Below are 25,765 nucleotides of genomic sequence, written 5' to 3'. Positions count from 1 at the left end.
GCGTTCCGGAGCCGGTTGTTCTAACGTGAAAAGGTCCTGCGCTGTGCTCAGGATGACAGTCGTGTTAAAAACGTGAACTATGCTTGAACCTCGCGGGCAGCCTCAGTGGGGCTTTCGGGCGTGGCAGGCTTATTCTGGTCTATTATAGTGCAGATTTGGTCAAAAATAGTTTCAATCTGCCCAATGCCGTTGAGGGCGTGAAACTTGTTCTGAGCGGCGTAGTAGCCGGCCACCTGCGCCGTTTCGGTGTTATATACCGTTACGCGGCGGCGAATTTTGCTTTCGTCCTGGTCGTCGGGGCGGCCGCTGGTTTTGCCGCGCTCCAGCAGGCGAGTCACCAGTTCCTCCTCGTCTACTTCCAGCGCAATCATGCAATTGATGCCGCTGTCGTGCTGTTCCAGCAGCTGGTCGAGGCTAGCAGCCTGGGGCACCGTGCGCGGGAAGCCATCAAAAATAAAACCACCAGCGGTGGCCTTGTTGGCTTGCAGCGCACTGTCTATCATGCCAATTACTACGGCATCGGGCACCAGCAAGCCTTCGTCCATGAGCTTTTTGGCGGTCAGGCCTAGCTCCGTGCCTTGGGCTATCTGAGCGCGAAGCAGGTCGCCGGTGCTCAGGTGCACGAGGTTGTACTTGGTGATGAGTTTCTGGCTTTGGGTTCCTTTACCGGCACCGGGCGGGCCGAACAGCACGATATTCAACATGAATAGAGAAGTTGCGCGAGGGGAAAGAGTAAGGTGGGTTTGGGCAAGTTAATCAATCGGTAACAAAGGCTCACTACACGGCCACGTATACGTCGGGCAGGTTGCGGCCCAGGCCGTCGTAGTCGAGGCCGTAGCCTACTACGAAGTCGTTGGGGATTTCCAGGGCCACGTAGCGCAAGTCAATTTTGTGACGCAAGCTCTCCGGCTTGAAAAACAGCGTCGCTATCTCGACCGAGGCCGGACCATTGGCCTGCAATTTGGGCACCAGGTGGTGCATGGTGGTGCCAGTATCAACAATGTCTTCGACGATGATGAGGTGGCGGCCCTGCACTTCTTCGCGCAGCCCCATGATTTCCTGCACCACGCCGCTGCTGCCCGTGCCCTCATACGAGGCCACCCGGATAAAGACTATCTCGCAAGGCTCGGTAATGTGCTTAAGCAGGTCGGAGGCGAACATAAATGCCCCCGTCAGGACTACTACAAACAGGGGCTCGCGGCCGGCGTAGTCGGCATTGAGGCGGGCAGCCAGGGCCGTTACGGCCTCATCCAGTTGAGCGACCGATAAATATGGTCGGAAAGCTTTTTTGTGGATGGTGATGTGGGAGTGACCCATGCGGCGCGGGAAGAATGAGGCACAAAGCTACTGTCTGAACCACGGATTCATGCGGATTATGCGGATTTCACGGATTTTGTAGACGCTGTGTCCACACAAACTATGATTCTAACTATGATAAGCAACAAAGGCCACTCTTTAGAAGAGTGGCCTTTGTTGCTTATTGTTCTTATTCTATTGAGCCGAATACAAAATCCGTGAAATCCGCAAAATCCGCATGAATCCGTGGTTCAGAAAACTACTTCACCTCGCGCAATACCGTGTAAATCACACGGGCTGCTGAGGGAGCAAACGTATCGGCGTAGCGCACGTGTGGCCGGGCAACTACTTCGGTGCGCTCGTTTTCCACCTTCACTGGGGCCATACCGCGCTCGCCGCCACGCTCCGCAATGTGCGGAGCGATAACCAGCGACACAATGCTCATCAGTTTGATGAGGATGTTCATGCTGGGGCCGGAGGTGTCCTTGAACGGGTCGCCCACCGTGTCGCCAGTCACGGAAGCTTTGTGGGCATCCGAGCCTTTGTACTGCATCACGCCGTTCACCAGAACGCCTTTTTCAAATGATTTCTTAGCGTTGTCCCAGGCGCCGCCGGCATTGCTCTGGAACATGGCCATGAGCACACCGCTCACCGTGACCCCGGCCAGCAGACCGCCCAGCACCTCGGGCGACGAAGCGTTGGAGAACAACCCGCGGCAGCCAAAACCCACGATGATGGGCGTGAGCAAAGCAATGGCCCCCGGCAAAATCATTTCCCTAATAGCCGCCTGCGTGCTGATGGCAACGCACTTTTCGTACTCTGGCCGGCCCGTGCCTTCCATAATACCCGGAATCTCGCGGAACTGCCGGCGCACTTCCTGCACCATGGCCATGGCCGCCCGGCCCACCGCCGCAATCGCCAACGACGAGAAGATAAAGGGAATCATGGCTCCAATGAATACACCCGCCAGCACAGGCGCCTTGCTGATGTCAATGGAAGTGATATTAGCCGTGCCCATGAACGCGGCGAACAAGGCCAGCGAAGTCAGAGCCGCCGACGCAATGGCGAAGCCTTTGCCCGTGGCAGCGGTGGTGTTGCCCACGGCATCCAGAATATCAGTCCGCTCCCGCACTTCTTTGGGCAGTTCGCACATTTCGGCGATACCGCCCGCGTTGTCAGCAATAGGACCAAATGCGTCAATAGCCAATTGCATAGCGGTGGTGGCCATCATGCCCGCCGCTGCAATGGCTACACCGTAGAGGCCCGCCGCTTCGTAGCTCAGCACAATGCCCGCGGCCAGCACAATGATGGGAAGCACCGTGCTTTCCATGCCCACTGCCAAACCGCCAATAACGGTGGTAGCGTGGCCGGTGCTGCTTTGCTGCACAATGCTGTTTACCGGGCGCTTGCCCATGGCAGTATAATACTCCGTGATAATGCTCATGAGCGTACCGACTATCAAGCCCACAACCACAGCCCAGAAAACCCCCATCGCCGTGAACGACACGCCCCGGATGGTGAAGCTCCCCGAGGGCAGAATCCACATAATAAGAAAGTAAGAAGCAATAGCTGATACCACCACGGAGATATAATTCCCCGTGTTTAGGGCAGTCTGCACATTGCCGCCTTCTTTCACCCGGACGCACAGAATCCCAATCAGCGAGGCGATGATGCCCATGCCCGCAATGGCCATAGGCAAAAAAATCGGCGAAAGCCCACCAAACTGGTCGTTGGTGACTGTGACCTCCCGGCCCAGCACCATGGTTGCCAGAATAGTCGCCACGTAGGAGCCGAACAAGTCGGCGCCCATGCCGGCCACGTCGCCCACGTTGTCGCCCACGTTGTCGGCAATGGTGGCGGGGTTGCGGGGGTCATCCTCCGGGATACCGGCTTCTACTTTGCCCACGAGGTCGGCTCCCACGTCGGCCGCTTTGGTATAGATGCCGCCGCCTACCCGGGCAAAGAGAGCAATGCTTTCGGCCCCGAGCGAAAAGCCGGTGAGAACCTCCAGAGCCTTCACCATCTCCTCGCCATTGGCAAGGCCGCTGGGCACAAACATCTTATAGAACACAATAAACAGAGAGCCCAGGCCCAACACCGCCAGCCCGGCCACGCCCATGCCCATCACGGAACCGCCCGAAAACGACACGTTCAAGGCCGTGCTCAGGCTGGTCTTTGCCGCTTGCGCAGTCCGGACGTTGGCCTTTGTGGCAATTTTCATCCCAATAAAGCCTGCCAGCGCCGAGAACACTGCACCAATCAAAAAGGCAATGACAATGACGGGGCTAGAGTTGCCGCTGGTAGTACCCAAGTAAAAAAGAAAAGCCCCTGCAATCAACCCAAACAGGGCCAACACCTTATACTCCGCTTTGAGAAATGCAATGGCGCCATCGGCGATGTAGCCCGCAATGGTGGTCATGCGTTCGTCACCAGCATTTTGCTTGGATACCCAACCGGCGCGCAGCCAAGTATACAGCAACGCAAAGAGTCCCAACGCGGGCACTGCGTAAAGATATGGGGTCATAAGATGCAAGGAAGATTAGGTGAAGAAAAGTGTGATGGACAAGCAAGGGTGCCAAAGATATACGGATACACTACAATTCTTGCATCAAAACCTGATAAAGCGCTAGCATACTGGCAATGTCGCGTTTATCAACCAGTTCATCGGGCGAATGCACATGGTCTTCAGGTGCTCCAATGAAGCACCAATCCCAGGGCGCAGCGGCGTGCTGTAGCTCTTTGGCGTCGGAGCCGCCACTGCCTTCTACTTCCAATTGATGCGGAATGCCCGACTGAGCAGCAATGGTCCGGATGCGGTCTACATAAACCCGGCGGGGAATCAAGGAATCCCGCAGCGAAATGGCGCATCCCTGCCCCGCATGCACCCCCTCGGTTACCCAGGTGATGTCGGAAATCAGCGCTTGGCGCACGCCATAGGTGTCATGAATGTACTTTGCCAGGTAAGCCACCGAGCCGCCGCCGTGTTCTTCCCAGCAGGAAAAGGCCACGATGCCGTGCTCCAGTGTTTCGCACAGACGCAGGGCATTCCAAACGCCCAGCCGGTTGTCGAGGTAGCAACTTTGAACCGTGGTGTCGGTTTCGCGGAAGTCGCAGTAGAACGTGAGCTCCGTGCCACGGTCAATGTCGCGGTGGAACGCATAGCCCAGTTCGCCGGTTTCTTCGTCTATGGTCAACGTGCAGTCTATATCCCCTTGCGAATCGTGCCCTACCAAGCGGTAACCGGCTTCGGCTTGGGGCCCACCTATGCGCACCAGTTGCCGGCCATAGCGCACCGTGAATCCAATGCTGTCCAAGTGGGCAAAAATGGCGGTGCGGGGCTGTCCAAACACCAGCAGTATACAGTCTTGAAACCGCTCGTCGGCGATGATAGTGGGTTGGTGCTGCCAATTGGCCTGCTCACGCTGCACATAATCAAGCACAAAACGAGTCAGGGCCACTTCATTGCCGGCGGGAGCCGGCACGCGGCAAAGGGAGTGCAACAGTTGCATATACAAAGGGGATTACTCCCAAAGCTAGGCCAAAGTCCGTACTTTAGCAGGCCCGTTTACCCTACCCTGATTTTGGACGGGACACGGTTCGGGTCCTCTTTCGAATTTCTACCTATGCTGCGTTCGCTGGTTTGTATCTGCTTGGGGCTGCTATTCTTGCCGCTACTTAGCATGGCCCAGAAGCCCGATACAATGCGCATTCCGCCCCCCATGAAGACGGTGGCGCTCGACTCTGTGGGGGTGCTACCCTCGGCCATCGACACCAAAGGATGGCTGCTGCTGGACAAGGATATTCAGTTGGAACTAGACGGTGCCGTTTACAACATCTACAATTTCAAGTACGAGAAGGCCGAAAAGCAGTTCCGCTCCTTGCGGCGCCGCTACCCCAATCACCCCATGCCCTACTTCCTGCTGGGCCTGAGCACTTGGTGGAAAATTGTACCCACCAACATCCAGACACAGCAGTACGACAAGCTCTTTTTCGCCTACATGGACACGGCTGTTACGAAAGCCCAAAAGCTCTACGACGCCGATAACAACAATTACGAAGCAAGTTTTTTCCTTTCGGCCGCCTACGGCTTTAGTGCTCGCATGCACGGCGAGCGCCACGACTGGCGCAAAGCCACCGTTAATTCCCGGCGTTCGCTCAATTATTTAAAGAAAAGCCAGGAAGCCAACAGCCTCAGCCCGGAATTTCAGTTCGGCCAGGCCCTGCTCAACTACTACGCCGTCTGGATAAGCGAAAACTATCCCCTGCTCAAACCAGTGCTGCTGTTCTTCCCCAGAGGAGATAAGAAACTGGGTTTGCAACAGCTCCGCAACGTGGCCACCAACGGTTTCTACACCGCTACCGAGGCCCGTGTCTACCTCATGCGCATTCTAAAAAATGAGGAAAACAACGCCGAAGAAGCGCTACCAGTAGCCAAATACCTAGCCACCACCTACCCCGATAACGGCTACTTTCAACGCTTCTACGCCCACCTCGCCTACGACCAGGGCGACTTTGCCGACTGCGAACGAGTGAGCCGCGAAATCCTCGATAAGATAAGCAAAGGCATGCCCGGCTACGAAGGCGTCAGCGGACGCTACGCCAGCTACTTCTTGGGTTACCTAATGCAGAACCGCTACCGCGACTTCGCCAAAGCCAAGGACTACTTCCAGCGCTGCATCGTGTTTTCTGAGAGCACTGGGGACACTTCCGGCGGGTTCTATTTGTATGCTAACATGAATCTTGCCCGCCTGGCAGTAAAGGACAAGGATGCCGTGGCAGCGAAACGCTATTACGAGGTAGTTGCTGATAAAGCAGAGCGGAAGTCAGAACAATACAAAGAGGCCAAAGCTTGGCTAAAAATAAAACGAAAGGCCTGACATGCTAGAACTAAAAGACCTGTTATTAACGCCACTCTATCTAGGCTTTTTTTATCTGGTTGCTTATGGAGTTAGAGGACGATTTACTAATATCTATACGCGCCGCTATTTCATTCCTGCACTCACAGTTAAGTTCGTAGGCGCCATTGCATTAGGATTGGTTTATGCCTATTATTATGAGGGCGGTGATACATTTAACTACTACTATCACGTTAAGCTTATTCACGAAGCTTTCGCTTTTTCATTCGAAGCAGGCATGAAGCTGATGCTGACTAGTGGTGGCACTTATGACCCGGAAACAGCTCGTTTTACCACCTATATGTATTGGTACCAGGCCGGCTCTGCCGAGTACCTTCTTTCGCGTCTTGCAGCTGCTATCGGATTTCTTTGTTTCAATACCTATATGATTATTGCACTGTTTTTTGCAATAATCAGCTTTACTGGCATGTGGGCAATGTATATAACGTTTGTTAAAATACGTCCACAACTGTACAAAGAACTTGCAATAGCAACGTTTTTTATTCCTTCAGTATTTTTCTGGGGGTCAGGTCTTATGAAAGACCCTATTTGCTTAGGCGCTTTGGGTTGGCTTTTTTACGCCTTCTACAAAGGTGCTATTCAGAAACGCAGCCTCATTACTTCCTCTTTTCTTGGATTAGGAGCGGCTTATGCATTGATTCTCTTAAAAATCTATATCCTGCTATGCTTTTTACCAGCAGCTCTTCTTTGGATTTTTAATGAAAATAGTGCCCGGATTAAAAACGGGACGGTGCGGATTCTGGCCAAGCCTATCTTATTAAGCATAGGTGCATTCCTGGCTTTCTTTGCTGCCACAAACCTGACCAAGGGAGATGAGCACTACGATATCGACAGGATTGGGGAGCGAAGCAAAATCGTGTCGGAATACTTGTATGAAACTGGAGTGAAGCAGAACGGTTCGGCCTATAATCTGGGCGAACAAGATGGCACCCTATTAGGCATGGTGAAACTGGTACCGCAAGCTATTGTGGTATCGCTCTATCGTCCTTTTATCTGGGAAGTTCGCAACCCTGTTATGCTTCTGTCATCAATAGAAGCCCTGGTTTTTATCTTTTTTACGCTGCGCATTATCGTGCGTTCAGGCCTGGTAAAAACTTTGTCACTGATAGCGCGCACCCCATCCCTAACACTGTGCTTTATTTTCGCACTGGCTTTTTCGGGTACGGTGGGGGTCGTGTCGGCTAATTTTGGTACACTTGTGCGCTACAAGATTCCCATGATTCCTTTCTATGTAGCGGGTCTCTATATAACACAGAGCATGAGCGTAGCGCGTCGGAAAGCGACGGCTCCTGCCAGAGGCCATCTTGTACCAGCCTAAGGAAAGCTTAGTATTTTCAGATTACCGGGCCCGGTGTCGATTACGCAGATACTCCGCCAAGGTAGGATGAGACCAGAGCCGCGAGGTGCCGACTGGGGCTGGTTGCAGTTGCAATGTGCCATCCAGGGCTTCGCGCACTGCCTGGATGAGCAGGGGTAGACCAGCAGCAAGCTGCAACAGAGGGTAGGTGGTGAAGTTATCCTCCTTAGTGGGATAAATGAGCGCTTGATGCACAATGCCCCCGGTGTCAATTCCAGCGTCAACCAAGTGAATACTGACCCCACAGTGGGCCTCATCGTTATTTGCTAAAGCCCAGTAGCCCCCGTGCACTCCTCGGTACAAGGGGGTAATTCCGGCGTGGGTGTTCAGGAAAGGGCACGAAACTGCCTGAAGCACTTTTTTAGCGATAATGCGCGTCCCATTCACCACTACTACATCGGGCTGCATGCGTTGCAGCTCTGCAATGCACTCGGGCGAATTGACTGAGGCTACCCGCGTGAGGTGAGACTCAGGCAGTGGGTCGGCCACTAAGCCGTGCGCCGCTCTAATAGCTTGCTGCCGGGCCTGCGAAGCAGCTTCCAGTGGCTTTGCCACCAACAGCTTAAACATAATTTGTCCGGCTACTGTGGCCCAGCCCAGCTTCTCGACCCGGCGCTTGAGCAGCTGCTGTTGGCTAACGGGCTCTTCGACGATGATGCTGTGGACGCCGAATGCACGGTCGAGGGCGTGAAACAAAATATCTGTGGAAGGCCCGGGGCCAGCTAAGATAACGATGCGGGGGGAAGACATGCGGTAAAAAGAAGGGTTATGCAGGGGGCACCGAAGTCAGCAAGCTCTCGGCAACTTCGCTCATGGTCAGGCTTTGCATGTTGTAGCGCTGCTGCAGCTGGCGATAGTGTTCGGCAATACGGCGCAGCACGGCCATGTTCTGAGACAGATTTGCCCCAAAATTATGGGGATGCCACCACAAGTGAAACAGCAATCCGTGGCGGGCTGCGTGCTCCATGCCGGCCAGAATACGGCGCAGGCGCAGGCTCTCAAGGCTGCGCAGGCGCCCTGACCAAGGCCGCAGAAACCGGCTGGCGGGAATGTTGAATGGCAACGACCTTGCCACTTCGGCCAGCGAATGGCAGTGGTGGCCCGATAGATTGACATAGGCATCGAGCAGCCGTGCACCGCGCTTGTACAGGCTTTGTTGCTCTTCGCTGCGCTCCTTATAAATCCACGACTGCTCGTTGCCGCGGTAGCTAGTGATGCCCAGTTCCCGGCACACCACTAGGTACTCTGGGTTGTACTGGTTGCGCGGAAAAACCAAGCTTTGTAGCGTTACACCCACCGCGGCGGCTACCTGAGCCGCTGCCCGCATGTCGTGCCGGAACTGGTTCAGCGTCTGGCCCCGCTCCAGGCAATAGTAGTGGCAAAATGTGTGCGAGGCGATTTCCTGCCCAGCCGTAGCGCGAATATTTTCCAGAAGTGACCGCCCAAAATGGTATGGGTCCTGTGCCTCATCCTCCCCCACTTCGTCAAGCACCTCGTAGGGCGACAGGTAAAGGTCGGCATAGGTGGGCCTCACTGCAGGCAGGCCCTTGAGCATTTCCTCCTTAGACCCAAAGAATAATAAACCTACCGTAGCCCAGGTGGCATGTAGGCTGAACTCCGCAAAAAGGGCCAGCATGGCAGGAATGGCCTGCCGTACTCCTAGCAGATTCGCTCCGTATTGCGCAATGGTCTGCTGGTCCCGAACCCCCCAATTGATTTCAAAATCCAGGGAAATGACAAAGGTACCCGGCTGCTTTGGTGACGATTTAGAGGTTAAATTTTTCATATAAAAACTTTATAGCGTGAATATTATAGAACCATAGAGTAATACTAATCCCCAAAGTTAGCTGAATAATCGCAGCAAGTTGGGCGTGTTGGCTATCACAGAGCAGCGGCCCACGATGGTTGGCCGGGCTGCAACTTCCTGGCGGGTCCGCTCTTCCTGGCTGGTAAGCGGCTAGCACAATACCCCGTACCAGTCCTCGTCAGTAGGGTACACGAAGTTGTTGACGCCACGCTGCACCATTTCCGTGTTCATGCCCACTGGCGATGCCAGCACTAGCATTCCTAACGCCACGTACTGCAAGGCCTGAAAGGCGCACTTGCCCCTGGCCCAGGGGTCGTCCACTAGGTCGTCCATTAGTGGCATCAGCCCTAGATGAAACTGGAGTAGGTCAGCAATCTCGGTTTCCTTGCGCCAGGCGGAGTAACGCAGGTTCCGCAAGTCGGGCTAGGCTGGGGGCTCGTTAGCGATGACTTAGATAACAAACCCATGTCTTTCCGCTCTAGGCGCTCCAGCACCGGCCACATCAGGTATAAGTGCCGGAACATAGTGTGAGTGCCCGTCCAGCCAATCACCGGCGTGCCGGGCGCGGTTTAGTCGCGCACTTGGTTATGCACGTACTCGGTGTCGAGCGTTGTCAGGTTAGGTTAATGAAGGTGCAGGAATTGAACTACAGGGCATAGTCGGCCCGGTAGGCATTGCTACAGTTTACCTTGTGCCTGGACATGCTGCCTAATGAACTCTTTCTCCATGGCTAAGTCGTCGCCCACGCTGGGCGTCACCAGCACTGGCAACCCGATGGCTCAATATTCGCCAATCTTGATGGCCGAGCAGAACAGCTGACAGGGCGTGGGCCGGACAGTCGTAAAAGCAAAATCGGCCGCCGTCAGGTAAGCTGGTACCTCGGTGGTGTAGGGCCGTCGTAACGAAGCTACGCCCCTCTCCCAGCCCGACGGCCGCCAGCGTCGGGTGCATCTCTTCCAGCGGATTCTATGTGAACACCACCAGCCGCTGCTAAAAATCTTCCCGTTCTCAGTTAGAGGAAGGAGTAGTGTTGAAGCGCAGGTTCTTCACGTAGGCATTGTACGTTAGGTGCTGTGCAACATATTCCTTTACGCCCGCATATTTTCTGCATAATTCCTCATAGTGTTCGTGGCAGTAGACCAGCTTGGCGTGCAGGGAGGTTACGTCTGAGGGCTTAAAAGTGAGTGAGAGTTCCTCGTTTTTGTTTATTTCCTTAACGCTGTCAAATGCTCCATTTATTACCAGCCTGCCAGAAATCAGTGCATCGAAATACTTAACGTGCACTACATGTTGAGAAAAGGCGTTTTCCTTGTCGGGGCACACTATTACCTGCGCAAGGCTTTGGTAGGTAGCCATCTCGGCGTAAGGTATATTCTTTATGAAGTGAATTGCGTTGGCGGCTGGGAGCTGTTGCGCCAGCTTGACGCAGTAATCCTTGTAGGGCCCTTCGCCAATCATTATCAGCTTGCTGGCGGGTTTATCACGGTGAAGCAGGCCAAACGCCTTTATAAGGTCGTCCATGCCGCCGGTTTGCTTGTAGGTCCCAATAAAAAGCACCACGAAATCCTGCTCGGTTAGGCCGAGGCGCTGCTTCAACTCACGCTGCAGTACCGCGTCGGGCTGTCGTTTCAATGCATCCTCCCCGACTAAGTAAGGTATGACAAAGCTTTGCTTGCCCTCTAGCCGATGCCGCTGCTCATAGTACTTTTGCATTGAGCTGCTGCCATAGATAAGGCCCGCTGCCCCTTCAAATACTTTCTGGTCAAGGTTGTTTACCAGAAAAAGTTTCCAGCGATGCACCAAACGCTGATAGCTGTTGGTGGCAATGCTTTGCAGGTATAATTGCTCAATGGGAACAATGCCGTGTATATCGTTAATGTACGACTGGATGATACCCGTAGCTTTCAGTAGGTGGCCAATTGTATTATCCAGGTAATCAAAAAAGCAAACCGGCATACTACCCACGCCCGCGCGCTCGATAGCAGCTTCAATTTTGCTAAAGAGTGGACGGAACTGCTGGTATACTACACTTGCGGGAAGCAGTGCCAATAGGCCTTGCATCCGGCGCTTCTCTTTAAAATCGTAGCCAATATGAACATGCTGAATAGCAGGATGAAAGGACTTATAGTCTTCAGCATTTGAAAGAAATACTACTTCGTGGCCCTGCGCTGCCAGTGAGTTGAGCATACCGTACATCCGCACGTTTTCTCCTACTTCTTTCTTAAAATCGCGGAGCGTGAAAAAAAAGTATTTCATCATTATTACTTCATCAAGCCTTTCTGCTTCATTTGCCGAATGGACTCCTCGTAGCTGCCACCTTGCACCTCTTGTTGTTCCACCCAAGCCGCGAACTTCCGGATGCCCTCAGTGAAAGATACTTCCGGGCGGAAGCCGAGACCTGCGCTAATTTTTTCCAGCGAGGCCACGTTATGCCGAATATCGCCAATGCGATAATTGCCCGTGATTTCTATCTCCGTATCTGCTCCGTACAGCGTGCGCAGTTGCTCCGCTACTTCCTGCACGGTGGTGGCTACGCCGGAGCCCACATTGTACACATCCTGGGACACTGTCTGGGATTCAATACCCAGCATAGTGGCCTTCACTACATCGCCTACATATACAAAATCGCGCGTTTCCTGGCCATCTTCAAAGATGTTGATGCGCTTGCCGCCACTGCGAATGAGGGTGGAAAAAATGGAGAGAATGCCGGTGTAAGGGTTTTTGAGCGACTGCCCGGGCCCATATACGTTTTGATAGCGGAAGGCAAGCGCGGGTATACCAATAGACTGGCACACATTGAGCACAAGTTGCTCCTGGCTCAGCTTCGTAATGCCATATACCGAGGAAGGGTGCAGCTTCGAGTCTTCATCGGTAGGCAATACCCGCAAGGGCTCGTCGCACTCAGGGCACCGTGGCTCAAAGTTGCCAAGCGATAAATCCTGCTCCTTGCGGCTGGATGGGTACTGCACCTGGTGCTCGTCGCAGGTATACTTACCCTCTCCATAGATAGCCCGTGAGGAGGCAATTATTACCTTTTCTACTTTGTGCTGGGTATTCACTAGCGCATCAAGCAGGAGGGCCGTGCCCGAAATATTATGCTCGGCATACCGGTGCACCTCATACATGGATTGACCAGTGCCCGTCTCAGCCGCATAGTGCACCACTATATTAGCGTCCTGCAGCGCTTCTTCCCAATCGGCCTTGTTGCGCACATCGCCTTTGATAAAGCGGATGCCCTCCTGCTCAGGAAAAGTATAATCTGAACCATGAATCTGCGGCGATAAATTATCAAGTACAATAACGCCGTAGCCGTGCTCGATCAGATTTTGAGAGAGATGGGTGCCGATAAAGCCCGCACCACCTGTTATAAGAACTTTCTTCATGAATTAGTATTTCTCGAAAGAGAGAATTTTTTGCTTGAATAGGAAGTAGCACCTATACTACGCTAATCTATTAGCTACAAGCATATTTCAATACCTGTAGCCGTATTGCTTAGCAATTATAAGGCTAATGGGTTGCCAAAACAATTGTGCTTCTCTGTAAGGCGTTTTTGCATCAAAGAGCCAACATCCCATAGTTAGCAATCAACAAACTCTGGACTCGCGTTAGTTGAGCCAACCGGACAGGGCCAAGAGTCGTGGCGCAAATATACTTCAATAAAAATGCTCGTCTTGCCGCAATAAGCGGCCCAGCTAAGCTACTGTAAGGCTGGTACGCCAAAAAAATGCGTGTAAGCTTGGCGCGACAGCTCAATCGAGCGATGCCGCTCGGCTAGGTGGCGCACCTGCTGGCGGTAGCCGGGTTGCGCCATTTGCTGGGCCACGTTGGCCAAGGCCTCAGACACCGTACTGGGCCGGTCTAGGTTGAAGATTGCCCCACCGCCTTCCCTCTTAATAATGTCGCTGTCGTCGCCTATACCTTCAGGAAGCAGCACGGGCAGGCCACTGGCCCAGTACTCTCCTATTTTAATGGCTGAGCAGAATAGCCGACAGGGCGCGGGCTTGATGGTAGCAAACGCGAAGTCGGCAGCCGACAAGTAATCGGGCACTTCCTGGTGAGCGGCTTTGGTTACAAATGTCTGCCCGGCTGACACTCCAGCCGCTGCCAGCTTGGCCTGTACTTCGTCCAAAGGGTCCGGCGTAAGAATAACCAGGCGAAAATCAGCGCCGAAAAAATCGGCCGCTGTCCGAAACACCTGAAACGCCTCTTCGTCGTAGTAGATGCTACCGAACTTACCCACGTACACGCCCACCACGTCGGTACCGGCCCAGCCCAGGCTCTCACGCACCCGCTGTCGGGCGGCCCCGTTGTAAGCAAACTGCCCAGCATCGACCGAGCAAGGCACGGTGGCAATGCGCTGAGCCGGTACTCCTTCAGCTATTAATTGCTGCCGATAGTTTTCGGCCACCGGCATCAGCCCCAAGGCAAGCTGCTTCTGCTTAGTTTCCCAGTGCCGTTGAAACAGGTAGCGCGGGTCGTAGCTGCGCCACACCCCCGACTCCAGCATGTAGTCAGCGTGCGGCTCAAACGACTCTACGTAGAAGGGCAGCTTGGTTTTCTGCCACACCAGATAAGCCAGTGCTCCTGCAGGAGCACCCCGCGCCAGGAGGAAGTCAGGTTTGAACTCCTCGACCTGCCGAATTAGCGTCCGCGGAAAGCGGGTAAAATCCTCTATTTTGTTTACTAATACGTTGCGGCTGGGTCGCGAGCGCAAGGGCTCAAACGTGATTTTTGACACCTCAAATCCCGGCTCAAACAATAACTCGGCCTGGGCATCGGCACCGCGCTCAATGGTGACCAGAAGAATGGCCGTCACATCGGTTCGCTCCTGCAGCAAGCGCAGGTGTGGAAATACCGTTGATGTGGTCAGGCCATCGTTCAGACCCCAATAACTCAAAAACAAAATGCGCATAGGTAGAATAGAAACGCAGTAAAAGCACGATTCATTGTGCGTAACGTGCCCCGTGAGAGCAGCCTGGTATCAGGTACGTGCTTTTTTTAGCCAGCCGACTGCCCGCTGGCCCACAGCGCAGCGCAGTAGCAGCACGGCCGCCTGAGTGGGAGTCAAATAGGGAGCCGCTTGGCGGGCAAAGCGCAATGCCACCCTTCGATTGTCATCGGTATATGCGTGAATGGCGCAGAGGTAGTACACCCGGCCAACAAGCACGCCACGTTGGACAGGCGTGAGCACCACGCGCTGCAACATCCACTCCAGGGCCAATTGCAGGCGCTGCACCAGAGCCATATTATCGGAGCGCATGGAACGCTGGTCGTGGTCATTCATGGTGAGGGTGACAGCGTCGACGAGGTACACTCGGTCATGCTGGGTGTTTTCAAGCATAAACATCCAGTCTTCCACAGCGGCGTAGCGGCGGTCCTCCTCGAAAAGGTGTAGCGATGGGTTGTGGCGCAGCACACAGATGTTGCAGGCCAAAGCATTGCCTCGCACGAAGGTATCCAATCCATACCACCCTTCGGACAGGCCGGCAGAATCGCTGGGAGATATTTCTCCGTCGCGGTCAAAATCGTATTTGGAGGCAATAAAGTTAGGTTGGTTCAGTTCTTGGATTTTGCGGTGCAGCGTGGCGAGGTGCTGGTGATGAAACCGGTCATCGGAATCTAAAAACAGTACGTATTCCCCTTGCGCACGGGCAAAGCCGTAATTACGAGCCGCGCCTCGCTCGCCGTTGGCTTTGGGGAGGTATCGTAAGCGATGGTCGGCATGTGACTTCACCACGGCAGCGGTGTTGTCCTGGCTGCCATCGTCTACTACCAGAATTTCAAACTCAGTAAACGACTGCGTAAGTACTGATTGCAGCGTCATACCAATGAGATGAGCGCGGTTGTAAGTAGGAATGATTACGCTAAAAAATATCACAGTGCAAAGCTCAATTGAAAACGCATAATAATTTTGGGCCCTATCATAATCCGCGGTGTCAAGAATCCCGACGAAAATTCGTTACCCCTGTGCCTTCAAAGAGCCAGCCGAATAATGAGTACTCAAATTAGTGGAACTACGGCGGCGAGCCGTGGCGTTGCCTGTCTTCAACCACATTTAATTTTCAAATACAATATCCATGTAAAGCTAGGCGGTTGTTCCGCTTAGTTACTCAGAGTGCTGGTAAACAACTTTTACTGCCTCAGAAAAGCCTATTCTAAGGCAACCAGCTGATTCAGCACGCAATTTCAATCTACCAAGACACGTCAAGCTAAGTACTGTATTACCACCCGTGTAGTATATAATACTATAAGTGTTAACAATACCAAGGTTGCACTGCGTACAGCCACCAGCCACCAAGAAATATTTAGCATATATAAGATATTCATGTCAATACAAAAAGTAACAGCTAAGCTGCCCAAGCCGAAAAGAATCATACCTAAATTAATGTCATCAGCATAGACACCTATCCCTAGACTAAATGCCCTAACGACTACCAGCAATACAACACCCCATAGGGCCAAACGCTGCTTTCGCAAAACAGCATAAATTGGGCTAGTCGCATAAGAAGCTAGTCTAAAGAGATAATAACACCCTAGATAAGTAGTAAAAATGCCAGCAGCTTCCCATCGTGAGCCAAAGACAAAGCCGAAAATCCAATCTCCGTATACTGTTATAATACCAAAGGGAACCAGCCCGACATAAAATAATTTATTATACAGGCTTATGCACAATTTAGGAAGGCGATTAGGCTCGTGCTCATAGGTCTCTGTAACTTTTTGTAAGAACACCGGCGAAATAGCTGCTCCCACCAAGCCCAGGGGTAATTCAAGCAAGCTGGTGGAGAAGGCATAAAATCCCACATTTGTCGGGCCAAAGGCGCCAGTCATTACTAATACGGGGAGTTGTAGAGCCAAGGTGTTGAGATAACCCCCTGTCGCTACATAAAGTGGGTATTCTCGGTACTCGTATCCCACGGCCCAAATTCTGGTCCATGAAAATGAGCTCGTCAACGTGCGTATTTGTCGGTTTATTCCACTGAAATAAACTACACCCGTCCCCATAACTTTGGTAAATACTTCCCCCAACAGCAGCCCTGTAGCGCTCCCATGTAGCAGAAAGCCAGCCGCCAGGGTGAGACTCCGCCCAGCCAAGGAAGTAATCACGTTTATGCCTGCCTGCTTGCGAAACTCCTTAGTCCGGACATAACATGCATTCATTATCAGCATCAAGTTGTACACAAAAGCGGTAGCTGGAACTGCATATATCCAGTTGCCAAGCGCCTCCACTTGAAGCCAGCGCAACAGACTGTCTTGCAACAGCATGAAGGCTAATGATACAATTCCAAAATTGGCAGTAGCCAACAATACACTTAATTGCACTAGGGCACGGAACTTCTCTTCTTTCCGTGGAAGCAAAAAGGCAGATGGATAAGCCAGTGTCGAAATCATAGTCAAATTCGACACTAACCCATTGAAGACGGCGAACAAGCCATATGCAGCCGGCGCGTACAGTCGCGACATAACGGGCGATAGCATCAGGCCAACAACCGTAGTAACTGTTGTGGCGGAAAGCATCAAGGCAAAGTTTTGGGTAAATGAGCCCCGTTGCCGTAATGCTTGCGCAATACGGCGTACTATGCCTTGAATACTTTTTAGCACCTATTCGTGATAGTTGTAAACTTTATGCCCGCCTTTAAGCAAATACGCATCTCGCCGGAAAAGCTCTACGTCGGCGGTCATCATATCCTTAACTAAAGAGGCAAGGTCATGCTTAGGAACCCAGCCTAGTTTGGTTTTGGCCTTGGTTGGGTCACCAATAAGCAGTTCTACTTCGGTTGGCCGAAAGTAACGAGGGTCTATTTCAAGAACCACGTCACCGGGCTGTACCTTGGCGTCGGGGTTAGCGCAGCTTACCACATGGCCTTTTTCATTAACACCTTCGCCCGTAAAATCAACCTCTATGCCCACTTCGGCAAAAGCCATTTTCACAAAGTCACGCACGGTGGTTGTCACACCAGTGGCAATCACGAAGTCTTCTGGCTCATCTTGCTGCAAAATGCGCCACATAGCCTCTACATAGTCTTGAGCATGGCCCCAGTCACGCTTGGCATCTATATTACCTAGGAACACTTTGTTCTGCAGCCCCAGTGCAATGCGCGCCACGCCTCGAGTGATTTTTCGAGTCACGAAGGTTTCACCACGCAACGGGCTTTCGTGATTAAACAGAATACCATTGCAAGCAAACATGCCATAGGCCTCGCGGTAGTTCACCGTAATCCAGTAGGCATACATTTTAGCAACAGCGTACGGTGAGCGAGGATAAAACGGGGTTGTTTCGCTCTGGGGCACCTGCTGAACTAGCCCATAGAGTTCGGAAGTGCTGGCTTGGTAGATACGCGTTTTCTTTTCCAATCCCAGAATGCGAATAGCTTCCAGCAAGCGCAGTGTTCCAATACCATCAGCATTGGCCGTGTACTCAGGCGTGTCAAACGACACCTTTACATGGGACATAGCGCCGAGGTTATAAATCTCATCGGGCTGTACCTCCTGAATGATACGAATTAGGTTGGTTGAATCATTTAGGTCACCGTAATGCAGTTTGAAGCGCACGTTGGTTTCGTGCGGGTCTTGGTAGAGATGGTCAATACGGTCGGTATTAAACAGCGACGAGCGGCGTTTGAGGCCGTGCACCTCATACCCTTTGCTTAACAGCAATTCAGCCAGATATGCACCATCCTGACCAGTAATCCCAGTTACAAGAGCAACTTTCATAGATAATTATGTTTCAAAAAGACCTCGTTATCAGCCTCTAATTTAAGCTTACAATTCACAAAAGTAAGGCAAACCTACCAATGGTTTTCAATACTCTTCTCAAACAATGCTCATATCGGCAAGAATGACTTTTACGATTCGGTTAGCATTGGCTGAAGAGCCAAACTTTTGCCGCTCTAAACCAACTGTGAATGAGTGCATGGCATGTATGTACTTAGCATATTCAGAATAAGGCATCTGGGTCAAAAAATCGGCTAGACTAGCATCTGTGGCAAATTTTCGACGGTCAATGAAGCATTCGGCTGGCACAAAGCTCTGTATATCAGGCTCGCCAAGGTATACTGGCACGCAACCCGCGAAAATACAGTCAAATATTTTTTCAGATATATAGCCCATTGCCCTTGTATTCTCATAGCAAATCACAAAACGGAATGACCGTATAACTTTCAGTTTATCGAGCGGTGGCACTGGACCCAGATTTAACGACTCCACTATCCGACGACGACGAGCCCCTACCACATCTACTAAGCGCTCAGTGACTACAGACGGCAATAATCGTTGCAACACACCTAGTCCTCTGAAAGTACCGTAGGAATCAGAAGCAACACCTCTGCTATAAAAAGCAAATTGTTGCGGCATATTCTTCCCAAACCAACGTAAGGAGCGATAGCGAGTGTACAATAAAGAACCGGAGCGTGACTTAGGACGCGTAAACTGAAACATACCAGCCATCAAGACTAGTAACTTGCGTTGATTAAATTCCTCTTCCGTTACGTGCTGAAACGGAGGGTATCCATCAAGGTCAATAGCAAAATAGTGATGAATGTATTTGTTTCCATCAGCTAGTGAATAATCGTAGGTGAAGACCCGGTCAAAGACAGCATGATTTTCCTTTTTCCATACCTCAGGGTAATATGTCTCAGGTTCGTTGAGCAACAAATAAAGCCGCTGACTGGGGCTTCGCCGATACGTTTGAAAAAAATCAACCACATCGAGCCCTATGACTAAGCTTGATTCTTCAGGTGGATGAATATCTTGGGTAGCCAGTTCGACGCCATGTTCAGCGAGTTGTCGGCGAAGCTCAGCAAACATATACCCGTAATTCTTTACGCCTTTAATAGGTAAATCCGAAAAGATACGATTTTGTAAAAAATCTGATTCATTTAAAACAACTAATGTAGCTTTCATTCGCATTTGTTCAAAATTCACATTCTTTTTTAAAAGTCAAACTGTCGATTAAACATTATTTAATCAAAATATAATTATATAAATCAACTATTTATTCTAATTTTTAGCCAATAGCCAATGCTACCAAGATAATAGCGGTAGTTGCCTGTTGTACGAGCTAAGACAAGGAATATTTTAACTCCATCTAATATATTTCCTTTCTCCAAGTAATGTGCTCCCAATGTTGCAAAACTTTCAATCTTGGCTAACTCATTAATTTGAGTTGCTTTCCACAAACCGCGCCTGTGCAGTTCAAGACCAATTCTCTCCCTAACTATAAGCACATAGTCGTGGAAACGTTTCACGTTTTGACTTGTACTAGTGGGATGTACACGCACTAACGCAAGTGATTCAGGGTTTCTATCGTAGCAAAAATGTCCTCCAAAAAGGGCACAACGAACCCAGTACTCCCAATCCTCTGCCGACCTTAAATCTTCAGCAAAAAAGCCTGCTTTATGCAGTAAACCTGCTCGGGTTAGCGGTGCATTCACTACCATTAAGTTCTTCTCGACCACAGCATTTATCAGACACTCCCCTTGTCCTTCCGCAAAGCTCATCCAACGCTGGTCTTTCATATCCATTGACTGGCTCAACCGTGCGGGCTGCTCATGAAGGAAATAGCGGACATCGCTATAAACCAAATCAACTTCTGGGCGAGACTCCAGAAAAGACACTTGTATTTCCAGTTTGCGTGGGGTCAATAAGTCATCAGCATCTAAAAACTGGACATACAACCCGTTTGCAATTGTGAGGCCTTTGTTGCGGGCAGCTGACATGCCGCAGTTAGTCTGGTAGTGGTACCGAAATCGAGAATCGCGCTGAGCGTAAGCCTCCCCGATTGAACGAGAATTATCCGTCGATCCATCATCGATGATTATGCATTCCCAATCTTTATACGTCTGCGCCAACATCGAATCCAAGGTTTGGGGCAGAAGCCAGCCATAGTTATAACAAGGAATAATTATAGTTACCACTTCAAATTATTAAGTGCCAAGCGTTAAGGTGTGTGATTTGATAGAAAGCTACCATGCTACTTATCATGCACACCTTTGTAAAGGCTTACAGCCTATCTCGTTCTGATTAGCCTCAAAGGTAATTAAAAATGAAGTACACGCTCTTTAGGGATAACCGACGGGCTCCTAATTGCTTCAATCCTGCAAAAAGAAGACGCCACACGTTCTGCCGGCTAAGATATAAGTATCGGTCAACGGTATCATAGTAGTCGGCATCTTTATATTTACCTACCTGCTCTAAACTCAATAGCATGGTGCGCCGAATAGACGATGCTATAATGGATTTTTGTGCTGGATATAACTCCATAAGGTCAACCTTTGCCTCTACTGCTTGCTTAAGGTTTTGGCCATCTGATTCGGATACTGATGAGCTGTGCTGCCGATATGCCGCCACCACACAATCCAATCCGACTAATGTAAACCCGCTTAACAACATTTTTAACCATAAATGATAATCTTCTGCATTCTGGACTAGTTGGTTTTCGCTAAACCCTCCTACTGATAGTACCGCACTGCGTTTGGTCAAGACAGTTAGGATAGGAATGCGGTTGGTATTTAAAAATAGTGCTAATCCCTCTTCACCATGAAATGTCCTAGGCACGGTTCTCAACCGAGGCAGAAAGTAATCTTGAATAGCAGTGGGGTCAAAAGCATCGCTGAAGATGTATGAGTCCGCGAAAACCAAGTCTACTTGCCACTTTTCTATTTCTTGAACCTGCAACAGCAGTTTACCAGGAAGCCATACATCATCAGAGTCCAGAAAGGCAATATACTCGCCCGTGGAACTAGCGATGCCATTATTACGAGCCCGGCCCTGGCGACTATTCTCTTGATATAGATACTTGATGCGTGGGTCTTGTATGCTATAACCTTTTACAATATCGCAGGTATTGTCAGTGGACCCATCATCGACCACAATTAACTCCCAATTAGAATAAGTTTGTGCTAGTACACTTACAATGGACTCTGCAATAAAATTTGCAGCATTGTAAGCGGGCATTATGATAGAAACCAGAGCGCTCATGTAAACAGATTCAGGCCGATTCAAAATTTTAGTCTCTGGTAATATTCATTCAGCTTGATAGCCAAACGAACTAACCCGTACTGCGTTACCGAGGTAAGCTTTTTATTTTCAGCTATTAACATGTCATTCTGTTTACTGATATCCAGCACAATGTCGGGCACTGTGCTTTCCCAAATTTGCTTCATCTCATCTTGATAGTTACTAAAAGATGTAGCGCTTACTCCACCTAGGTCATACTTAACTAAAGGTGTATCTAAGTAGACAAAAGATTTGCTCCTGATTAAGCTCGTTAAGTATAACCAATAATCCGACGCTAAACGATACTGCTCAGGATAAAAGCCTAACTCACCAAACAGGCTAGTTTTTATTAAAGACGCTTGGTGATTTAAAGTATTATTTTTAAAGAATAAAATACTTAGTTCAGAAGGCATTTTTTTTACAGCTTTATTCTGCGTTTCAATCGAAGAGTTAAACATATAAATATCTCCATAAATGATATCGGCTGTTGGATAACGCGTAATCGCATCCATGCAAAGGTTTATCGTATCCTCATCGTATAACTCATCGCCACTATTCAAAAACATGCAATACTTTCCCTTAGCATGCCTAATCCCTTTATTCATAGCGTTATAAATGCCACTATCCTTTTCGCTCACCCAATAACTAATTCTGTCACTACTCTCCTCCAGCAACTTAACACTGCCATCCGTTGAGCCGCCATCGACAACGATATACTCGGTACTAAACGATTGCTTAATTACGCTATCTAGCGTTCTCTTTAAGCCCTCAAGATTGTTTAGGTTGACAGTTATTATAGAAATATTCACTCTGCAAAAATGTTAGCTCGTTAAACAAATGAAAGCTACCAAAATCATACATACGGAGCCTACTTATGCAAGTAATATAAAAAGATGGATTTGTGCAAATTAGTTTGCCAATCAACTCTTCTTAATAATTTATGAATTGGATGACCGTGCTAAATGCATACTGTTCTCTTTATTCTTAGGTATAAGAAGTTACAGTCTTATTTACCTTCATTTATTGGTTCGATAAAAGGCCGCCAAAAGTCAGGGTCGTATTTCTCCCACGCATGTGTGGCCATTGGCAATACATCTTCATTTAGAGCATATAGTACTCTAGGGTTGACCTCAAATGCAAAACGAGTTGCATCGTCAACAGAACCTATTTTGAACCACGGAAAAAAGGTCGGCACAATGGTGGCCCAATAACAGTCTTCATATAGGGGCGTGTCCCAAGGCAGTGCTTCATCATAAGTTTGCGTGCGGCGATGATACTCATGCTTCACTATCCGCAATAGTTCTATTGAGTGCCGGGCAGCCTCTTTAAGCACATTATAGGAAATATGGTGACCACTAAAGATTTCCATTGCATACCGAACTCTCAAAAACGACTTCACCTTTCTTAATGAAAATCCTCCATTGCCAACTCCTTTAATCGGGCTTTCTGGGGTGGCAGTGCCAAAACCCTCAAACCATGGAGCACCAATGTAGTCGTATTTCTTATCAATGAAATAGTCTAACTTGTCTGCAAAAACGAATACATCAAGTTGACAAATCAATATGTAATCATACTGTACAAAATTTTTATAAAACTCTAGGCCAAGCAGAAGCTTATTGTAGCCTTCAAGACCTGTAAAATATTCGTCCGAAAAATTCAAAACTTGAATACTACTTTTTGATTTTCCACACTGATAATATGCCTCAGCATCTATGCCATTGTGCGTGACAAACACAATATCATATGAACCCAAAACTTCGAAGGTGCGACGCAACGACAACTTCTCAGAAGGTGATAACTCAAAGTATTGCTTATATGTTGGAATAATAATAGCAAGATTATGCTTCATTACAAGGGTGCTTGTTTTAATCTTCTTGCTGTATAGGCTGATTAAAAGGTGACTGTAATTACGTGCCAAGCATAGCGTAGTTACAAGCTAAACTTTTATCCATGTACGGCGGAACTGGCCGCCATATGGAATTCTATTAAGTATGTTTATACCCTTTCAATACGTTCATACTGAATAGTTAAATCTAAAATCGCATCATTTTCCTTACTACTTGCTTTGTTTAACCAAAGCTTTGAATAATAAAAGATAAAACTTGGCATCCTGTTATTAAATAATTTACCAAAAGTAGATCTATCATAGACCAGTTTAAAAATTCTCAATTTTTCATCAGAATTATATTTAGCATCTCTCACCATAATTTCATAGAGCTCATTAGGCTTTTTTATATGTGTCAATAGATGAGTATGGAACGTTTTCAAAGTATTGCCATCTAAATTTAATGGTAACTCAGCTAAAGAACCTATCACACTACTAAGGGAAACCCATGACCAAAATCCCTTTGCATCTGTATCATTCGCAGCAAAATCAATAAGTTCATCTATAGAGAACACAACTTCGCCATCCCGTAAACCTGTTAATAAAAATGCCACTTGCGGCGCTATAGTGTAAGCATATTGATAAGCAAAGCGCATTCCCGTGTACAATTTATGCATATTGTAAACGCCCAAAGAGATGCATAGAAGGTTCCCGAAATCATCAAGTCCTTCTATGACTCCTTTTGCGCCTACAACAGCATAAGTCGCTTTTCTTTCACTTGCCATCAAACTTTTGAAATTTATAAAAGAAGCATCCGACCATTGCTTGATGTTATCAAAAACAAGTTCTACTGCGTTAGCATAAGGATAATCATCGTCTCCTAATACCCACAACCATTTAGTATCACATGCTTCAAAGCATTTGATAAAGTTGCCAGCCATGCCAACGTTAGTTTTGTTTCTCACAAAACTCACTCCAGGGTGGCTAAAATCATTCATTATGTCACTTACTGGCACACTAGAGCAGTTATCGAACACGACCACCTTAACTTCCGGAATAAGTTGAGGCAACAACTTTTCTAAAAGCTTTTTAACACTTTTACTTCTGTTGTAAGTGGGTATGGCAATCGTTAGCAAGATCCTATGTTATTTAAAATATACGTTAATAACTTGATAATAAGTTACATTATTTTTGATTCAACTGAATCAAATAGTATCTTAAGAGCACCTAAAAATTTATCATCAATGAAGGTGCAGCTACTTAAAATATACTTCAGAATTCAGCTTAATTGAAATTAGCTAAACTGCTCATCTATTAGGACTGCACTTGTCGCAAATACTGGCGAATAACTTCGACCATGTAGTCGTAGTGCTCCTCGTGGAGCCCGGGCCACACGCCCAGCCAGAACGAGCGGTTCATGACCGTGTCGGTGTTCGAGAGGTCGCCTACCACGCGGTGCGCGATGTGGCGGTAGGCGGGCTGGCGCAGCAGGTTGCCGGCGAAGAGCAGGCGGGTGCCAATCTTGTGGTCCTCCAGGTGCTGCACCAGGGCCTGGCGGCTGATGGGGCTGTCGTCGCGCAGCGTGAGCAGGAAGCCGAACCAGCTGGGCTCGGAATTGGGCGTCGCTTCGGGCAGGACGAAGTGCTCTTCAAACTGCTTCATTTTGCTGAGCAACAAGGCGTGGTTTTCGCGGCGGCGCTGCACAAAAAAGTCCGCTTTGGTGAGCTGGCTCAGGCCGATGGCCGCCTGCATGTCGGTCACCTTCAGGTTGAAGCCGATGTGCGAGTAGGTGTACTTGTGGTCGTAGCCGTGGGGCAGCTCGCCCAGCTGCTGGCAGAAGCGCTTGTTGCACGTGTTGTCCTTGCCCGGCTCGCAGTAGCAGTCGCGCCCCCAGTCGCGGAAGCTCTCGGCTATCTTTTTCAGCCGGATGTTGTTGATGAGCACGGCCCCGCCCTCGCCCATGGTGATGTGGTGGGCCGGGTAGAAGGAGAGCGTGGCCAGGTCGCCGAAGGTGCCCGTCTTCTGCCCGTTGTAGGTGGCCCCGAGCGAGTCACAGTCGTCCTCAATCACCCACAGGTTGTGCTTCTGGGCCACGCGCATCACCTCGGCCAGGTTAAACGGGTTGCCCAGGGTGTGGGCCATCATGATGGCCTTGGTCTTGGGCGTGACGGCCTGCTCGAGCAGCTCCGCCTTGATGTTGTAGCCGGGAATGTCGACGTCGACGAACACCGGCACGCAGCCGAACTGAATCAGCGGGTTGACGGTGGTCGGAAAGCCCGCCGCCACCGTGATGACCTCGTCGCCGGGCTTGAGGGCGCGCTCGCCCAGCTTGGGCGAGGTCAGGGTGTAGAAGGCCACCAGGTTGGCCGAAGAGCCCGAATTGACCACCAGCGCCGACTTGCACCCCATCCACTTGGCCAGCTTCTGCTCGAACTTGGGGCCGAAGCGGCCCGTCGTCAGCCAGCCGTCGAGCGTCGCGTCCACCCCGTAGAGCAGGTCCTCCGCGTCCAGCACCTTGCCCGTCACCGGGATGTAGTCCACCCCCGGCACGATGACCTTGGTCACGTTTG

22 protein-coding genes are annotated in these 25,765 nt (G+C 50.0%); 2 read left to right on the top strand and 20 right to left on the bottom strand.

Annotation, left to right across the window (positions count from 1 at the left end; translation table 11 throughout):
• Positions 1 to 77: 77 nt before the first annotated feature.
• The 4 genes from BMZ66_RS11805 to BMZ66_RS11790 form a co-directional block, all read right to left on the bottom strand.
• Entirely contained in the window at positions 78 to 704 is a 627-nt protein-coding gene (locus BMZ66_RS11805; RefSeq protein ID WP_092673170.1) for an adenylate kinase, read from the bottom strand.
• Between the two features lie 73 nt (positions 705 to 777).
• Complete coding sequence (locus BMZ66_RS11800; RefSeq protein WP_092673167.1) at positions 778 to 1,317, bottom strand: phosphoribosyltransferase; 540 nt, start codon at positions 1,315 to 1,317, stop codon at positions 778 to 780.
• Positions 1,318 to 1,555: 238 nt separating this feature from the next.
• On the bottom strand, positions 1,556 to 3,820 hold the full coding sequence (locus BMZ66_RS11795) for a sodium-translocating pyrophosphatase (protein WP_092673164.1): 2,265 nt from the start codon (positions 3,818 to 3,820) through the stop codon (positions 1,556 to 1,558).
• A gap of 70 nt (positions 3,821 to 3,890) precedes the next feature.
• Entirely contained in the window at positions 3,891 to 4,805 is a 915-nt protein-coding gene (locus BMZ66_RS11790; protein WP_092673161.1) for a M20/M25/M40 family metallo-hydrolase, read from the bottom strand.
• A 114-nt stretch (positions 4,806 to 4,919) separates the two neighbouring features.
• Here BMZ66_RS11790 and BMZ66_RS11785 point away from each other — a divergent pair, with 114 nt between their 5' ends.
• A complete protein-coding gene (locus tag BMZ66_RS11785) occupies positions 4,920 to 6,173 on the top strand; it encodes a tetratricopeptide repeat protein (protein WP_092673158.1) in 1,254 nt (417 codons plus the stop codon).
• A gap of 1 nt (position 6,174) precedes the next feature.
• A complete protein-coding gene (locus BMZ66_RS11780) occupies positions 6,175 to 7,530 on the top strand; it encodes a hypothetical protein (RefSeq protein ID WP_092673155.1) in 1,356 nt (451 codons plus the stop codon).
• Between the two features lie 21 nt (positions 7,531 to 7,551).
• On the opposite strand, the gene BMZ66_RS11775 is transcribed toward BMZ66_RS11780, so the two are convergent.
• The 16 genes from BMZ66_RS11775 to rfbH all read right to left on the bottom strand — a co-directional run.
• Positions 7,552 to 8,319: a formyl transferase gene (locus BMZ66_RS11775; RefSeq protein ID WP_092673151.1), complete on the bottom strand. Its 768-nt coding sequence runs from the start codon at positions 8,317 to 8,319 to the stop codon at positions 7,552 to 7,554.
• A 16-nt stretch (positions 8,320 to 8,335) separates the two neighbouring features.
• Positions 8,336 to 9,355 (bottom strand): polysaccharide deacetylase family protein, encoded by a 1,020-nt coding sequence (locus BMZ66_RS11770; RefSeq protein WP_092673148.1) that lies wholly within the window; start codon positions 9,353 to 9,355, stop codon positions 8,336 to 8,338.
• A gap of 171 nt (positions 9,356 to 9,526) precedes the next feature.
• A complete protein-coding gene (locus BMZ66_RS11765; protein ID WP_092673145.1) occupies positions 9,527 to 9,793 on the bottom strand; it encodes a hypothetical protein in 267 nt (88 codons plus the stop codon).
• Between the two features lie 591 nt (positions 9,794 to 10,384).
• Complete coding sequence (locus BMZ66_RS11760) at positions 10,385 to 11,635, bottom strand: glycosyltransferase (protein ID WP_092673142.1); 1,251 nt, start codon at positions 11,633 to 11,635, stop codon at positions 10,385 to 10,387.
• Between the two features lie 2 nt (positions 11,636 to 11,637).
• Positions 11,638 to 12,759, bottom strand: a complete 1,122-nt coding sequence (locus BMZ66_RS11755; RefSeq protein ID WP_092673139.1) for an NAD-dependent epimerase/dehydratase family protein — start codon at positions 12,757 to 12,759, stop codon at positions 11,638 to 11,640.
• Positions 12,760 to 13,073: 314 nt separating this feature from the next.
• Positions 13,074 to 14,288, bottom strand: a complete 1,215-nt coding sequence (locus BMZ66_RS11750; RefSeq protein ID WP_092673136.1) for a glycosyltransferase — start codon at positions 14,286 to 14,288, stop codon at positions 13,074 to 13,076.
• A gap of 69 nt (positions 14,289 to 14,357) precedes the next feature.
• Positions 14,358 to 15,254: a glycosyltransferase family 2 protein gene (locus BMZ66_RS11745; RefSeq protein ID WP_177204702.1), complete on the bottom strand. Its 897-nt coding sequence runs from the start codon at positions 15,252 to 15,254 to the stop codon at positions 14,358 to 14,360.
• A gap of 326 nt (positions 15,255 to 15,580) precedes the next feature.
• Positions 15,581 to 16,891: a lipopolysaccharide biosynthesis protein gene (locus tag BMZ66_RS11740; RefSeq protein WP_092673129.1), complete on the bottom strand. Its 1,311-nt coding sequence runs from the start codon at positions 16,889 to 16,891 to the stop codon at positions 15,581 to 15,583.
• Positions 16,892 to 16,975: 84 nt separating this feature from the next.
• Positions 16,976 to 18,088 (bottom strand): GDP-mannose 4,6-dehydratase, encoded by a 1,113-nt coding sequence (gene gmd / locus BMZ66_RS11735; protein WP_092673126.1) that lies wholly within the window; start codon positions 18,086 to 18,088, stop codon positions 16,976 to 16,978.
• Between the two features lie 99 nt (positions 18,089 to 18,187).
• Positions 18,188 to 19,276, bottom strand: a complete 1,089-nt coding sequence (locus BMZ66_RS11730) for a glycosyltransferase family 10 domain-containing protein (protein WP_177204701.1) — start codon at positions 19,274 to 19,276, stop codon at positions 18,188 to 18,190.
• A gap of 83 nt (positions 19,277 to 19,359) precedes the next feature.
• Positions 19,360 to 20,289, bottom strand: coding sequence for a glycosyltransferase family 2 protein (locus tag BMZ66_RS11725; RefSeq protein WP_092673120.1), 930 nt, complete (start codon positions 20,287 to 20,289; stop codon positions 19,360 to 19,362).
• Between the two features lie 112 nt (positions 20,290 to 20,401).
• Positions 20,402 to 21,352, bottom strand: coding sequence for a glycosyltransferase family 2 protein (locus BMZ66_RS11720; RefSeq protein WP_092673117.1), 951 nt, complete (start codon positions 21,350 to 21,352; stop codon positions 20,402 to 20,404).
• A gap of 20 nt (positions 21,353 to 21,372) precedes the next feature.
• Positions 21,373 to 22,179, bottom strand: coding sequence for a glycosyltransferase family 2 protein (locus BMZ66_RS11715; protein ID WP_092673113.1), 807 nt, complete (start codon positions 22,177 to 22,179; stop codon positions 21,373 to 21,375).
• A gap of 197 nt (positions 22,180 to 22,376) precedes the next feature.
• Positions 22,377 to 23,219: a DUF5672 family protein gene (locus tag BMZ66_RS11710; RefSeq protein ID WP_143080169.1), complete on the bottom strand. Its 843-nt coding sequence runs from the start codon at positions 23,217 to 23,219 to the stop codon at positions 22,377 to 22,379.
• Positions 23,220 to 23,365: 146 nt separating this feature from the next.
• Positions 23,366 to 24,331, bottom strand: coding sequence for a glycosyltransferase family 2 protein (locus tag BMZ66_RS11705; RefSeq protein WP_177204700.1), 966 nt, complete (start codon positions 24,329 to 24,331; stop codon positions 23,366 to 23,368).
• A 178-nt stretch (positions 24,332 to 24,509) separates the two neighbouring features.
• A partial coding sequence (gene rfbH / locus BMZ66_RS11700) for a lipopolysaccharide biosynthesis protein RfbH (RefSeq protein ID WP_143080168.1) occupies positions 24,510 to 25,765 on the bottom strand: 1,256 nt, incomplete at its 5' end.

The sequence above is a fragment of the Hymenobacter arizonensis genome (genome assembly GCF_900115775.1).
Lineage (GTDB): Bacteria > Bacteroidota > Bacteroidia > Cytophagales > Hymenobacteraceae > Hymenobacter > Hymenobacter arizonensis.
This window is presented reverse-complemented; position numbering and strand designations above follow the sequence as displayed.

Excerpts from the sequence above, each read along its gene's own strand:
- BMZ66_RS11805 (WP_092673170.1), bottom strand. The coding sequence starts at position 704 with ATGTTGAATATCGTGCTGTTCGGCCCGCCCGGTGCCGGTAAAGGAACC.
- BMZ66_RS11800 (WP_092673167.1), bottom strand. The coding sequence starts at position 1,317 with ATGGGTCACTCCCACATCACCATCCACAAAAAAGCTTTCCGACCATAT.
- BMZ66_RS11795 (WP_092673164.1), bottom strand. The coding sequence starts at position 3,820 with ATGACCCCATATCTTTACGCAGTGCCCGCGTTGGGACTCTTTGCGTTG.
- BMZ66_RS11790 (WP_092673161.1), bottom strand. The coding sequence starts at position 4,805 with ATGCAACTGTTGCACTCCCTTTGCCGCGTGCCGGCTCCCGCCGGCAAT.
- BMZ66_RS11785 (WP_092673158.1), top strand. The coding sequence starts at position 4,920 with ATGCTGCGTTCGCTGGTTTGTATCTGCTTGGGGCTGCTATTCTTGCCG.
- BMZ66_RS11780 (WP_092673155.1), top strand. The coding sequence starts at position 6,175 with ATGCTAGAACTAAAAGACCTGTTATTAACGCCACTCTATCTAGGCTTT.
- BMZ66_RS11775 (WP_092673151.1), bottom strand. The coding sequence starts at position 8,319 with ATGTCTTCCCCCCGCATCGTTATCTTAGCTGGCCCCGGGCCTTCCACA.
- BMZ66_RS11770 (WP_092673148.1), bottom strand. The coding sequence starts at position 9,355 with ATGAAAAATTTAACCTCTAAATCGTCACCAAAGCAGCCGGGTACCTTT.
- BMZ66_RS11760 (WP_092673142.1), bottom strand. The coding sequence starts at position 11,635 with ATGATGAAATACTTTTTTTTCACGCTCCGCGATTTTAAGAAAGAAGTA.
- BMZ66_RS11755 (WP_092673139.1), bottom strand. The coding sequence starts at position 12,759 with ATGAAGAAAGTTCTTATAACAGGTGGTGCGGGCTTTATCGGCACCCAT.
- BMZ66_RS11750 (WP_092673136.1), bottom strand. The coding sequence starts at position 14,288 with ATGCGCATTTTGTTTTTGAGTTATTGGGGTCTGAACGATGGCCTGACC.
- BMZ66_RS11740 (WP_092673129.1), bottom strand. The coding sequence starts at position 16,891 with ATGCTTTCCGCCACAACAGTTACTACGGTTGTTGGCCTGATGCTATCG.
- gmd (WP_092673126.1), bottom strand. The coding sequence starts at position 18,088 with ATGAAAGTTGCTCTTGTAACTGGGATTACTGGTCAGGATGGTGCATAT.
- BMZ66_RS11730 (WP_177204701.1), bottom strand. The coding sequence starts at position 19,276 with ATGAAAGCTACATTAGTTGTTTTAAATGAATCAGATTTTTTACAAAAT.
- BMZ66_RS11720 (WP_092673117.1), bottom strand. The coding sequence starts at position 21,352 with ATGAGCGCTCTGGTTTCTATCATAATGCCCGCTTACAATGCTGCAAAT.
- BMZ66_RS11710 (WP_143080169.1), bottom strand. The coding sequence starts at position 23,219 with ATGAAGCATAATCTTGCTATTATTATTCCAACATATAAGCAATACTTT.